General features: G+C 65.9%; 11 protein-coding genes. All 11 read right to left on the reverse strand.

Annotated features, from left to right (window positions below; genetic code table 11):
• Window positions 1-5 precede the first annotated feature (5 nt).
• The 11 genes from mfd to ACSAMP_RS10825 all read right to left on the reverse strand — a co-directional run bounded on the left by mfd (window position 6) and on the right by ACSAMP_RS10825 (window position 13,042).
• Window positions 6-3,509 carry a transcription-repair coupling factor gene (gene mfd, locus ACSAMP_RS10775; RefSeq protein ID WP_457800446.1) on the reverse strand — a complete coding sequence of 1,168 codons (3,504 nt, stop codon included), beginning with the start codon at window positions 3,507-3,509 and terminating at the stop codon, window positions 6-8.
• Between the two features lie 82 nt (window positions 3,510-3,591).
• Window positions 3,592-4,185, reverse strand: a complete 594-nt coding sequence (gene pth, locus ACSAMP_RS10780) for an aminoacyl-tRNA hydrolase (protein WP_457800529.1) — start codon at window positions 4,183-4,185, stop codon at window positions 3,592-3,594.
• 238 nt (window positions 4,186-4,423) lie between these two features.
• The gene (locus tag ACSAMP_RS10785; protein WP_441796910.1) at window positions 4,424-5,407 is read right to left on the reverse strand and encodes a ribose-phosphate pyrophosphokinase; all 984 of its coding nucleotides are present in this window, start codon (window positions 5,405-5,407) and stop codon (window positions 4,424-4,426) included.
• A gap of 305 nt (window positions 5,408-5,712) precedes the next feature.
• Window positions 5,713-6,207 carry an HD domain-containing protein gene (locus tag ACSAMP_RS10790; RefSeq protein ID WP_457800447.1) on the reverse strand — a complete coding sequence of 165 codons (495 nt, stop codon included), beginning with the start codon at window positions 6,205-6,207 and terminating at the stop codon, window positions 5,713-5,715.
• Between the two features lie 42 nt (window positions 6,208-6,249).
• Window positions 6,250-7,506, reverse strand: a complete 1,257-nt coding sequence (locus ACSAMP_RS10795; RefSeq protein WP_441796908.1) for a glutamate-5-semialdehyde dehydrogenase — start codon at window positions 7,504-7,506, stop codon at window positions 6,250-6,252.
• A gap of 348 nt (window positions 7,507-7,854) precedes the next feature.
• A complete protein-coding gene (gene proB, locus ACSAMP_RS10800) occupies window positions 7,855-8,622 on the reverse strand; it encodes a glutamate 5-kinase (protein WP_457800448.1) in 768 nt (255 codons plus the stop codon).
• A gap of 19 nt (window positions 8,623-8,641) precedes the next feature.
• A complete protein-coding gene (gene proC, locus ACSAMP_RS10805; protein ID WP_441796906.1) occupies window positions 8,642-9,445 on the reverse strand; it encodes a pyrroline-5-carboxylate reductase in 804 nt (267 codons plus the stop codon).
• Window positions 9,446-9,605: 160 nt separating this feature from the next.
• The gene (locus tag ACSAMP_RS10810) at window positions 9,606-10,874 is read right to left on the reverse strand and encodes a bifunctional folylpolyglutamate synthase/dihydrofolate synthase (protein ID WP_457800449.1); all 1,269 of its coding nucleotides are present in this window, start codon (window positions 10,872-10,874) and stop codon (window positions 9,606-9,608) included.
• Window positions 10,875-10,903: 29 nt separating this feature from the next.
• Window positions 10,904-11,770: a bifunctional 5,10-methylenetetrahydrofolate dehydrogenase/5,10-methenyltetrahydrofolate cyclohydrolase gene (locus ACSAMP_RS10815; protein ID WP_457800450.1), complete on the reverse strand. Its 867-nt coding sequence runs from the start codon at window positions 11,768-11,770 to the stop codon at window positions 10,904-10,906.
• A 75-nt stretch (window positions 11,771-11,845) separates the two neighbouring features.
• The gene (locus tag ACSAMP_RS10820) at window positions 11,846-12,445 is read right to left on the reverse strand and encodes a HutD family protein (protein WP_457800451.1); all 600 of its coding nucleotides are present in this window, start codon (window positions 12,443-12,445) and stop codon (window positions 11,846-11,848) included.
• Between the two features lie 36 nt (window positions 12,446-12,481).
• Window positions 12,482-13,042 carry a folate family ECF transporter S component gene (locus ACSAMP_RS10825; protein WP_457800452.1) on the reverse strand — a complete coding sequence of 187 codons (561 nt, stop codon included), beginning with the start codon at window positions 13,040-13,042 and terminating at the stop codon, window positions 12,482-12,484.
• Between the last annotated feature and the right edge of the window lie 46 nt (window positions 13,043-13,088).

The raw sequence follows: 13,088 nt of genomic DNA on the forward strand, positions 1-13,088 counted from the left end.
GAGGTTTACTCCAGCTGCGCCGCATAGTCGGCCACCAATGCCCGGGCGGCGCGGAGGGCGTCCTCCCCCTTCTTCAGGCGCAGGGACAGATAGGGCTTCTCCCCGGCGGAGAACAGCAGCCGCCCCTTATACCGCTCCCCCCCGCACAGCTGGGACACCAGGCGCAGGTCAAACTCCGGGATGGTCAGCAGCAGAGAGCCGTTCTTCTGGTCGATGTCGGTGATGCCCGCCTGGGCGGCCTCGGTGCGCAGCAGGGCCACGGAGATCAGGTTGTTTACCGTCCGGGGCGGCTCGCCATAGCGGTCGATCAGCTCGTCCACCAGGTCGTCGGCGTCCTGCTCGGTGCGCAGGGCGGCGATGCGGCGATAGAGGTCCATGCGCTGCTCCTGGGCGGGGACATACCGGTCCGGGATGGAGGCGGCCACCGTCAGGTTGGCGGCGCAGTCGGTCCGCTTGGGCACGGGCTGGCCCTGCTGGGTCAGCACCGCCTCCTCCAGCAGCTTGAGATACATGTCATAGCCCACGCTGAGCATAAAGCCCGACTGCTCCGGCCCCAGCACGTTGCCCGCCCCCCGGATCTCCAGGTCCCGCATGGCGATCTTAAAGCCGGAGCCGAACTCGGCAAACTCCCGGATGGCCTCCAGTCGCTTGGCGGAGTTCTCTGACAGGGCCTTGCCCTTGCGATAGGTGAGATAGGCAAAGGCCCGGCGGTTGGACCGGCCCACCCGGCCCCGGATCTGGTGGAGCTGGGCCAGCCCTAAGTGGTCCGCGTCCTCGATGATCAGGGTGTTGGCGTTGGGCAGGTCGATGCCCGTCTCGATGATGGTGGTGCACACCAGCACGTTCAGCTCCCCGTCGGTCATGCGGCTCATCACGTCGTCAATGGCCTCCTGGGCCATCTTTCCGTGGGCCACACCCACGGCGGCCTGGTCCCCCAGCAGCTGCTGGATGCGGCTGGCGGTGCGGTCAATGGTATCCACCCGGTTGTGGAGGTAATAGACCTGGCCGCCCCGCTCCAGCTCCCGGCGCATGGCGTCCCCCAGCACCCCCCAGTCGTGCTCCAGCACATAGGTCTGCACCGGCTGGCGGTCTGCGGGCGGCTCCTCCAGGGTGGACATGTCCCGGATGCCCGACAGGGCCATGTTCAGCGTCCGGGGGATGGGCGTGGCCGACAGGGTAAGCACGTCCACCTGGCGGAAGTTCTCCTTCAGCTTCTCCTTGTGCTGCACGCCAAAGCGCTGCTCCTCGTCCACCACCAGCAGCCCCAGGTCCTTGAACTTCACGTCTTTATTGAACAGCCGGTGGGTGCCGATGAGAATATCCACCTCGCCGTTTTCTACCTTCCGCAATGTCTCCTTCATCTGCGTCGGCGTGCGGAAGCGGGAGACCACGTCGATGTTCACCGGGTATTTGGCAAAGCGGCGCAGGGCGTTGAGATAGTGCTGCCGAGCCAGGACAGTGGTGGGCACCAGCACCGCCGCCTGCTTGCCGTCCAGCACGCACTTCATCATGGCCCGGAAGGCCACCTCCGTCTTGCCATAGCCCACGTCGCCGCACAGCAGCCGGTCCATGGGGGTGGGGCGCTCCATGTCCCGCTTGATCTCCCCGATGCACCGCAGCTGGTCGTCGGTCTCGGTGTACTCAAACTGCTCCTCAAACTCCCGCTGCCAGGGGGAGTCGGGGGAGAAGGCATAGCCCGGCTGGCGCTGCCGCTGGGCGTACAGGGCGATGAGACCCTTGGCCAGGTCTTTTACCGCCTTGCGGGCCTTGCTCTTGGCCTTCTCCCAGTCGCCGCCCCCCAGGCGGGAGAGCTTTTTCGTCTCGTTGGCGTCCTCGCCCCCGCCGATATACTTGCTGACCAGATCCAGCTGGGTGGCGGGGACATAGAGCACGTCTGTCCCGGCGTAGGCGATCTTCACATAGTCCCGCTCCACCCCGTCCACGGGCATCTTCACCATGCCCACATAGCGGCCCACGCCGTGGTGCTCGTGGACGACTAAGTCGCCAGGGGCCAGGTCGGCATAGGACTTCAGCTTCTGCCGGTTGGTGGTGTCCTTCTGCCGCTTGGGGCGGCGCACCGCCGTGCCGCCCCCCTCGGTGACCACCGCCAGCAGGATCTGGGGATACTCCATGCCCGCGGACAGGCCCCCCAGGGTGATGACGATCTCCCCTGACTTGGGCAGGTCCTTCAGCTGGAATTCCACGGCGGACTTGACCTTCTGCTCCCGCAGCAGGGTCTGCAATTCAAGGGCCCGCTGTTCGCCCCCCGCCAGCACCAGGGAGCCGAAGCCGCTGCGCTGATAGTGGGCCAGGTCCTGCACCGCCGTCTCCAGGCTGGCCCCAAAGGAGGGCAGCTGCTTGGCCACAATGGACAGCAGGGTCCGGGGCGGGGCGGGATAGGCGGAGGTGGTAAAGGCGTCCAGATAGACCACCGCCCAGTCCTCCAGCAGATTACACAGCTGGCTGTAGCTGCGGAAGAGCTGGGCGCAGCTGCCGTCCAGCTCCCCCCGCTCCATCAGGGTCTTGGCGTCCTCCTCCAGCTGCCACTGATAGGTCTTGGCCCGCTCGGCCACCCGGGCGCACTCGGAAAAGACCACGCAGGCGTCCCCGGGCAGAAAGTCCGCCGCCGTACAGAGCTTGGGGTAGATCAGGGGCAGATACCGGTCCATGGCGGGGAAAGACCGCCCCTGGGCGATGGCCTCCCGGTCCTGCTCCAGGGTTGCGGAGAGCTCCTTCTCCCCCTTCTGCAATGCCTTGGCCGCCAGCTTGCCCAGCTTCACCGCCAGACCCGCCCGGCCCCCGGGGGCCATCTGGGGCAGGGTCTCGGCGGCGGGCAGCAGCACCGCCCGGTCTAAGTTCTCCGTGCGCCGCTGGCTGTCCGGGTCGAACACCCCCATGGCGTCCACCTCGTCCCCGAAGAACTCCGCCCGCACGGGCCGGTCCATCCCAGGGCTGAACACGTCCAGGATGCCGCCTCTCAGGGCGAACTGCCCCGGCCCCTCCACCTGGTCGCACCGGGTATAGCCCGCCGCCGTCAGCGTCTCGGCCAGGTCGTTTAAGTCGTGGCTCTTGCCCACCTCCAGGGTGACGCAGCAGCACTCCAGCACCTCCGGCTCCATGGTCCGCTGCATCAGGCCCTCCACCGTGGCCACGGCCAGGGTCAGCTCCCCCGTGGACAGGCCGTGGAGCATGGCCAGCCGCCGCTGCTCCCACTGGCGGGACACGGTGGCCGCGTTGTGGAAGGTGAAGGACCGGGGCGTGAGCATGGGCACCGGCTTCCCGGACAGCGCCGTCAGGTCCCGGGCCATCCGCTCCCCCTCGCTCTCGTCGGCGCACACCACCACCACCGGGCGGCCCGTCTTCAGGGCCAGCCCCGCGGCGATGTGGGCCCGGTGGATGGCCGCCACCCCAGACAGGGCCGCGGGACACCGCCCGCCCTCCAGGGCGGTCAAAAGCTGTTGAAATTCAGGAAGCCGGCTCAAAGCCGCCGTCAGCAGCTGCATCTGCATAAACAGGACCTCTCTTGAAAAATTTGGAAGTGTGTGGGTGCAAAAGGGGGTAAGATCAGTCTTCCCCTGGGGGAAGGCTTTTTTACCCATTAAACCGGTTCATGCCCTTATCCAGCCCCTCGGCCAAAATGCACTCGATGGCGTCGGCGGCGCGTTTTACTGCGGCGTCCATGGTCTTTTTGTCCTCCCCGGTGAACTTGCCCAGCACCCAGTCGGCCATGTCATAGTCGGGGTGGGGCTTCTCCCCAACGCCCACCCGCAGCCGGGGGAACTGGTCGGTGCCCAGGTGGAGGATGATGTTCTTCAGGCCGTTGTGTCCCCCGGCGGAGCCGCCCTTGCGGATGCGCAGGCGGCCCAGGGCCAGGGCGGTGTCGTCAGAGACAACGAGCACGTGGTCGGGCTGGATCTTATAAAAGTCCACCGCCTGGCGCACCGCCTCCCCGGACAGGTTCATATAGGTAATCGGCTTCATCACCAGGACTTTCTGGCCGGAGATGGTGAACAGGTTGGTCAGGGCCTTGAACTTCAGCTTCTGGATGGGGGCGTTCTGCCGCTCGCCGATCTCGTCGGCCACCATAAAGCCCACGTTGTGCCGGGTATTCTCATATTTATCCCCCGGGTTGCCCAAACAGACCAGCAGCCAGGCCGCCCCGCCGGAATTTTTTCCAAACATAATGTTTCCTCACTTTGAATGGTTTTGATGCATCATCTTCTGAATCGGGCGACCGCAGGGGCGGATATCATCCGCCCGCAATACCCGGTATGCCAATGGCGGGCGGCTAATAGCCGCCCCTACTTCCCCTTGCCTCCCCCTGTGGGGGAGGTGCCCCCGAAGGGGGCGGAGAGGGCAAAACAGTGCCACAAGGGGCGGGTAAAGCTACCCGCCCCTGTTGGTCTTTTTCAGTTGTGCCCTATTACAGGAACAGGGGGGAGACGGAGGTCTCCATGTAGATGTGGCTGATGGCCTCGGCAAACAGGTGGGCCACGGAGATATACTTGATCTTGTCGCAGTGCTGACCGTGGCGGGGCGGGATGGTGTTCAGGAAGACCACCTCGTCCAGCACGCTGTCGGTGATGCGCTGGATGGCAGGGCCGGACAGCACGCCGTGGGAGGCGCAGGCGGTCACGTCCTTGGCGTGGCCGATCTCCACCAGGGCCTTGGCGGCGTGGCACAGGGACCCGCCGGTGTCCACCATGTCGTCCAGCAGGATGACGTGCTTGCCCTCGACCTCGCCGATGATGTTCATCACCTCAGAGGAGTTGGCCTTCTGGCGGCGCTTGTCCACAATGGCCAGGGGCATGTTCAGCTTCTGGGCGAAGGCCCGGGCACGGGCCACAGAGCCCACGTCGGGGGACACCACCATGGTGTCGTCGTGGCAGGAGGCATACTTCTCGATGAAGTGGTCCACAAAGATGGGGGAGCCCAGCAGGTTGTCCACCGGGATGTCGAAGAAGCCCTGGATCTGGTTGGCGTGCAGGTCCATGGTCAGCACCCGGTCAGCGCCGGCAGTGGTGATCAGGTTGGCCACCAGCTTGGCAGAGATGGGGTCGCGGGGCTTGGTCTTCCGGTCCTGACGGGCATAGCCGAAATAGGGGATCACGGCGGTGATCCGTCCGGCGGAGGCCCGCTTCAGGGCGTCGATCATAATAAGCAGCTCCATCAGCGAGTCGTTCACCGTGCCGGGCTTGCCGTCCTTCTCAAAGGAGCAGGTGGACTGGACCACAAAGACGTCGGAGCCGCGCACCGTCTCATAGATAGAGGCGAAGTTCTCCCCGTCGGAGAAAGCGCCCACCTCGGAATTGCCCAGGGGGATGCCCAGTTCTGCGCAGATGTCTTTGGCCAGCTGCGGATTGGAATTTCCGGTAAAGACCTTAATATCCTTCCCGTGTGCGATCATGTTTTGTCCTCCCATTTCGTCGGCGCAGTCCGGTCCCGCTGCGGTTTGCGCCGCCTCTCGTTTTTATTTTTTTGGTTCAGGGTGCCCGCACAAAGCGCGGGCAGGCCGCTCTTCTCTCTTGCGCCGCCCTCCGCCAGCCGGGACCGCCCGGCGTGTTCGGCAGCGCTGTCGCGTACATTATAGCATATTATCAGGGTTTTTTCCCCCTGACAAGATGAAAATTTTTAAACTGGGCCAGAAAGCACGATTTTCCCCGCAACATCGCCCGATTTTGGGGTTTTGTCCCGGCCTCTCCCCGTCCAAAATCAGGTCGTCCCCGCAATGGGCGTCACGCCCAGGCGGCGGCGCAGCTTGGCGGGGTGATAGATGCGGAACACCTCCAGCCCGGCGCAGATGGTGTCCACCAGGTCCACCAGCCACGCCTCCGGGGACCGGGGCAGGGCCCCGCCCAGGGGCCACATGTGGGACAGGATGATGTTCTTTTCTTTGGGGCTCAGGTCGGTGAGCGCCTGGGCGTTTTTCGCCGCCGTCCTGGGGTGGTCAAAGCACTGCCAGCCCGGGTGGGCGCTCTTGTCCTTGGAGTCGTACAGATACAGGTCGTGGAGCAGTCCGCCCCGGGCGGCTGCCCGGGCGTCCAGATGGAGGAACCTGGCCCACCGATAGGACAGATAGGCCACAAACAACGAGTGGTCCAATGTGGTGATGGGGCCGTGGTGCTTCCACTGGCCCATGCTGCGCACCGTGTCGCTGCCCAGCAGCTCCTCCGTAGTCGTTACAAAGTCTCGCATATAACGGTTCATAAAGTCTTCTACCTCTTGGGAAAAACGCTTCCTCTCCGGCGGTCAGCGTGTCTGGCCGTCCCCCCGGATGAGGAATTTGAATGTACACAGCTCCCGCAGACCCAGGGGGCCCCGGGCGTGGAGCTTTTGGGTGGAGATGCCCATCTCGCAGCCCAAGCCGAACTCTCCCCCGTCGGTAAAGCGGGTGGAGGCATTCCAATAGACGGCGGCGGAGTCCACCCGTGTCTGGAACAGGCGGGCGGCGGCGGCGTTTTCGGTGACGATGCAGTCGCTGTGGCCGGTGGAGTGTTTTGCGATGTGGTCGATGGCCTGTTCCACGCCGTCCACCACGGCCACGGCCATCACATAGTCCAAAAACTCCGTGTCAAAGTCCCGCTCCCCCGCCTTCTCCCCGGGGATGATGGCGACGGCGGTCTCGTCCAGGCGCAGCTGCACCGGGTGCAGCCCGGCCTTGGCCCGGTCCTCCACTATGCGCTTGTGGAACTTGGGCAGGAATTCTTTCGCGATGTCCCGGTGGACCAGGCACACCTCGGCGGCGTTGCACACGCTGGGGCGGCTGCACTTGGCGTTTTCCAGGATATTCAGGGCCTTGTCCTGGTCGGCGTCCTTGTCCACATAGATGTGGCAGATGCCCGTGCCCGTCTCCAGCACGGGCACAGTCGCGTTGTCCACGCAGGCCCGGATGAGCCCCGCGCCCCCGCGGGGGATGAGCAGGTCCACCAGGCCCCGGGCCTGCATCAGCTGGTTGGCGCTGTCCCGGCTGGTGTCCTCCACCAGCTGGAGGGCGTCCTGGGATAGGCCCGCCTGCTCCATGCCCTTTTTCAGGGCGGCCACAATGGCCCCGGCGGACCGGTGGGCCTCCTTCCCGCCCCGCAGCACGCAGGCAGACCCGGCCTTTAACGCCAGGGCCGCCGCGTCAGAGGTGACGTTGGGCCGGCTCTCATAGATGATGGCGATGACCCCCATGGGCACGGCGGTCTTTTCGATCACCAGGCCGTTGGGCCGCTCCACCCGGGCCAGCACCTCCCCCACCGGGTCGGGCAGGGCGGCCACCTCCCGGATACCCTGGGCCATGCCCCGGATGCGCTCCGGGGACAGGGCCAGCCGGTCCAGCATCACGTCGCTCACGGTGCCTCTGGCCTGCTCCAGGTCCTGGGCGTTGGCGGCCAGGATCTTCTCCTGCTCCGCCTCCAGGGCGTCGGCCATGGCCAGCAGCGCCCGGTCCTTGGTCTGCGTGTCCGCCATGGCCATGGCGTCCTTGGCCCCCCGGGCCCGCAGCAGCAGCTCCTGTGTGGTCATTGAGATCATCTCCTTGAATTTTCATGTAGACAAATAACATCCGCCAATAGCCTTCCCCTGGGGGAAGGCTCGGGGACGAGGGAACGGAATCCTTCCGTCACGGCTTCGCCGTGCCACCTCCCTTTCACAAGGGAGGCTGATGTTTCGCACCAATAGGCCCCCTTGTCAAAGGGGGCTGGCATCGCCGCAGGCGATGACTGGAGGATTCCCACGCAACAGTTCCCAGCCCTTCGGCGTTCCCCTCATCCGCCCCAGTGTGCCCACTGGGGCACCTGCCCTATCCCTTTTGTCCCTTCGGGACATTTCCCCTTGATAAGGGGAATCGGCCCCAGGGGAAGGCTTTTTTCTTCACTTCTTCGCCACGAATCTTGTGCCCACGGCCTTGCCCTCGGCGATGTCATACAGCACCTCCGGGTGCTCGCCGTTGGTGATGACCATGTCGCAGCCCTGGGCGGTGGCCATCTGGGCGGCCCTGAGTTTCGTGGCCATGCCGCCGGTGGCCAGGTCGCTGCCCTTCTCCCCGGCCAGGGCCAGGATGTCGGGGGTGACCTCCTCCACCACGGGGATGAGCCGGGCGTTGGGGTCCCGGCGGGGGTCGGCGGTATACAGCCCCTCGATGTCGCTGAGCAGCACCAGCAGGTCGGCCTTGGCCGAGCAGGCCACAATGGCGCCCAGGGTGTCGTTGTCGCCCACCTTGATCTCCTCGGTGGCGATGGTGTCGTTCTCGTTGATGATGGGCAGGGCCCCCAGCTCCAGCAGGCGGGACATGGTGTTTTCAAAGTTCCGCCGCCGGTCCGCGTGGTCCACGTCCTCCCCGGTGAGCAGGATCTGGGCCACCGTGTGGTTATACTCGGAGAACAGCTTGTCATAGGTATACATCAGCTCGCACTGGCCCACGGCGGCGGCGGCCTGTTTGGTGGGCATGTCGCCGGGGCGTCCGGGCAGATTCAGCTTGCCCACCCCCATGCCGATGGCGCCGGAGGACACCAGGATCATCTCGTGCCCCGCGTTTTTCAGATCGGACAGCACCTTCACCAGCTGCTCCACATGGCGGATGTTCAGCCGCCCGGTGGCGTGCGCCAGGGTAGAGGTGCCCACTTTTACCACGATACGCATATGTCTGTCTCCCTTACCGTTACTTGCCCAGGGCCTGGGTCTTTTCAAAGGCGGCGATCACCGCGTCCATGGCGGCGGCCCGAAAGCCCTTCTCCTCCAGCACCCGCACGCCCTGGATGGTGCTGCCCCCGGGGGAGCACACCGCGTCCTTCATCACGCCGGGGTGCTGGCCGGTCTGGCGCATCAGCCTGGCCGTGCCCTCCATGGTCTGGGCGGCATAGCGCTGGGCCTTGGCCCGGGGCAGCCCGCAGGCCACCGCGCCGTCGGCCAGGGCCTCGGCCAGCAGGGCGCAGAAGGCGGGGCCGCAGCCGGAGACGGCGCAGGCCGCGTCGATCAGCCCCTCGTCCACCTGGTCCACCAGACCCGCCGGGGCCAGCAGGGTCTGAAAGTCCTCCAGCTCCTCTTCCCTGGTATCCCGGCCGCAGAACTGGATGACCCCGGCCCCCACCGCCACAGGAGTGTTGGGCATCAGGCGGATGACGGGGTAATTCCCCCCCGCCAGCTCCTGGATGCGCCGGGCGGTGAGGCCCGCCGCCATCGAGGCCAGGACGAACCGGTCCTTCCGCGCCGCCAACGTCGGCGCGATGGACTCCAGCAATCCCGCCATCATCTGGGGCTTTACCCCCAGGAAAATAAGTTCACACCGGGCGGCCACCGTCTGGTTGTCCGTGGCCTGACAGCCCAGCTGGTCGGCCAGGGCCTGGGCCTTGGCCGGGGTGCGGTTAGCAAGCAGCACCGCCGCTCCCCCGGCCCCCTTCACCGCCGCCTGGGCCAGGGCCCCGCCCATCTGGCCGGTGCCTAAAAATCCGATAGACTGAAACATAAGTCGTGCCTCCTTCGCCCCGGCGCCCCGGGACCATGTCCCCTTTATCATATCACGCCGGAGCGAGATTGCAATTGCATTTTGTGTAAACATTTTATGACAAAGGACCCGCCGTTTCCGGCGGGTCCTTTGTCTCTCTTCTCTTCTTGTTTTCAGTCCGTCAGCACAGGCCCAGCACGTGGCGGGCCTCGCCGATCATGTACAGGGAGCCGCACACGCACACCACGTCCTCCGGTCCGGCCATGGACAGGGCCTTCTCCATGCCCTGCTGCACCGTCTCGCAGGAGTGGGCCTCGGCCCCCTCGCCGCGGAGGTAGTCGGCCAGCGCCTGGGCCTGGAGGGCCCGTTGGCTGTCCGGGGTGATGGTGATGAACGCCTTGGCCAGGGGCAGCAGCTGCCCCACCATGGAGTGATAGTCCTTATCCTCCAGCACGCCCACCAGGAAATAGATCTTCTTGCCGGGGTACAGCTCCTCCAGGGCCTGGCGGATGGCCCCCATGCACTGGGGGTTGTGGCCGCCGTCCAGGATCACGTCCGGGTCCCGGCGGGCCAGCTCCATGCGGGCGGGCCACACGGCCTTTTTCATGCCCTCCAGCACCGCTTCCTGGGAAATGGGCCAGCCCCGGCGGCGGAGCACGGCGGCGATGTCCAGGGCGGTGAGGGCGTTGCTGAGCTGATAGTGGCCCAGCAGATTGATGTGATAGGGGCCCTCCCCCCGGTACATAAAGTTCTGTCCGTCCCGCCCGGTGGACAGGACCTTCAGGCTGTCCGGGTCGGTGACGGTCATGGGGCTGCCCGCGTGGCGGCAGGCATCGGTGACGACCTCTTCCACGTCCCGGCGCTGGTGATACAGCACGGTGTCGCAGCCGGGCTTGATGATGCCCGCCTTCTCTCCGGCGATCTTGGCGTGGGTGTCACCCAACTGCTCCACATGCTCCAGGCCGATGTTGGTGATCACCGCCACCTCCGGCGCGGGGATGACGTTGGTGGAGTCCAGCCGTCCGCCCAGGCCCACCTCCAGCACCACCAGGTCGCACTTGGCCTCCTGGAAATAGAGCATCCCCAGGGCGGTCATCAGCTCAAACTCGGTGGCGGGGTCGTCCATCTGCCGCCCGGCCAGGATGACCCGCTCGCCGATGCGGCCCAGGGCCTCGTCGGGGATGGGCTGGCCGCTCACCTGAAAGCGCTCGTGAAAGCGCCACAGGTGGGGCGAAGTATAAAGCCCCACCCGCAGCCCGGCAGCCGCCAGGATCGAGGCGGTCATGGCCGCCGTGGAGCCCTTTCCGTTGGTCCCGGTGATGTGGACAAATTTCAGCGCCTTATGGGGGTCGCCCACCATACTCAGCAGCTTTGTGATCCGGCTCAGTCCCGGCTCCCGTCCGATCCAAGCCTCCTGGTGGATCCGTTCCACCGCTTCCTGTCCCGTCATCCACCGCACCTCCTCTCAAAGTGTTCGAATTATTCTTCCAGCCCGCACTTGCGCATGGCCGCCTCCACGGTGTGCGCCATGAGCACCGCCGTGGTCACGGCGCCCACGCCGCCCTTCTTGGGGGTGAGAGCGGCGGCCAGGGGCTCGGCGGCGTCAAAGTCCACGTCCCCCAGCAGCTCCCCGTCCGGCCCGGGGCTCAGGCCGATGTCCACAATGGTCTGTCCCCGGCCCAGGTGCGCCCGGTCAATGACCCCGGCAGACCCGGCGGCAGAGATGATGATGTCCGCCGTGCGGCACAGCTCCATCCGCCGCTCCGGCGGGGTCTGAAGGTGGCAGGCGGACACGGTGGCGTCCTCCTGGATGAGCAGCAGCACCAGGGGCATACCCACGGTGCGCCCGGTGCCCACCACGGTGACGTTCTTCCCCCGCAGGGGGATGCGGTAGTGGCGGAGCATCTCCATGCAGGCGGCGGCGGTGCAGGGGGCAAAGCCGCCCCGTTCCACCGTCATCAGCCCGCCCAGGCCCGCGGCGGTCATGCCGTCCACGTCCTTCTCCGGGCACAGGGTCTCGGTGAGGCCGGGGGCGGAGAGCTGCTCGGGCAGGGGCCGGAACAGCAGGCAGCCGTGGACGGAGTCGTCCCGGTTCACCCGCTCTAAGGCCGCCACCAGCTCCTCGGGCCGGGCGTCGGCGGGCAGCAGGGTCTGGCGCACCTGAACGCCCACGGCCTGGGCCCGCTTCATGGCCGCCCGCTCATAGGCCATATCCTCCGGCCGCTGGCCCACCCGGATGACCTCCAGGGTGGCCGTCACGCCCAGCTCTCTCAGCCGGGCCGCATTCTGGGCGGTCTTTTCACTCAGCGCCTTGCCCACCGGGCCCCCGGGCATCAATATGGCCATGTGCGTTCCTCCTAGTGTGTTCTCTGTCAGTTCATTCGCCTTCCCCACTCTGGGGGGAAGGCGAAAATCAAAACTTTACCGCGTATAGATCGCTGCAGCCATGACCACGGCGTCCCCGTGGGCTTTCAGCTCCACGGCGCCCTCGTCGGCCTGGCGGCACAGCAGCAGCTGGCCCTCCTGGGCCTGGACGCCGGCCTGGGGCAGGCTCACGCCGCCCTGGACGCAGTAGAGGGCCAGGGTACACTGGGTCCCCTCCTGGGGGGCGGCCAGGGGGGCGGTCCAGCGGCAGGTGGCCCCGCCTGTCAGGGCGATGGACTGGGCGATGCCCTGGCACTTGTCCTTGCGGACCATCAGGTTATAGTCGGTGCACTTGCCCCAGGACTCCACGGGCACGCCGCCGTCGAAGGAGCGCAGGGTGAAGGGCTCCAGGCCGAAGCGCGCCCCGTCGCCGATCTTCATATCCAGCTCCCCGTGGAGCACAGAGATCAGGCGGTTATAGTCGGGCAGGGGAGTGAAGTCAGAGTGCTCCAGCTCCACCTTGGCGGAGCTCAGCCGCCACAGGAAATCCCGGTCGGCATACACCGCACCCTCGGGCGCGATGGCCAGCTGGGTGGTGGTTCCGCCGGACCAGGTGGTGGTCACCTGATCGGCTTGGGTCAACAGCTTCCATTCCATAAAGATACTTCCTTTCCTTCTGCGCCCCGGCCGGCATCAGGCGGGCTGACTTACCCGACCCATGCGCCGCAGCAGCCGCACCATGGGGATGGCCAGGGAGGTGACCACCGCAGTGACCACGATCTCTTTGCCGAAACGGACCAGGGCACTGCCAAAGATCAGGGCGAAGTTATAGTAGTGATAGATCAGGCTGTCCAGCCACAGGCATACGGTGGTCACGCAGCTGGTGACGATGGACGCCCCCAGACAGACCCCATAGCACATCAAAGGCCGCTTCTCCAGATGGCTGCCCCGCTTGGAGAGGGCGGCGGCCACTGCGCCCAGCAGCAGGCCCCGGGTCAGGGGAGGCAGCAGCCACAGCACGGTGGTGGGCATCAGGCCATAGGGGCCCATCATCTGGGCAAGCAGCTCGCCGAACAGGGCCACCAGACCGCCGCCCACCGGGCCGAACATCAGGGCACCCACCACCACGGGCAGGGACTTGAAGGTGATCTCCAGATAGGGGGTCTTTACGGTCAGGGTGATGCTCAGCACGAAATAGGCCGCAGTCAGCAGGGCCAGACGGCACAGAAACATGGTTTTTTCTTTGGAACTCATAAAAAGCAGAATGCTCCTTTCACGGCGTGTTGCCATGAAAGGAGCT

This window comes from Flintibacter sp. SJQ-8, from assembly GCF_054108085.1.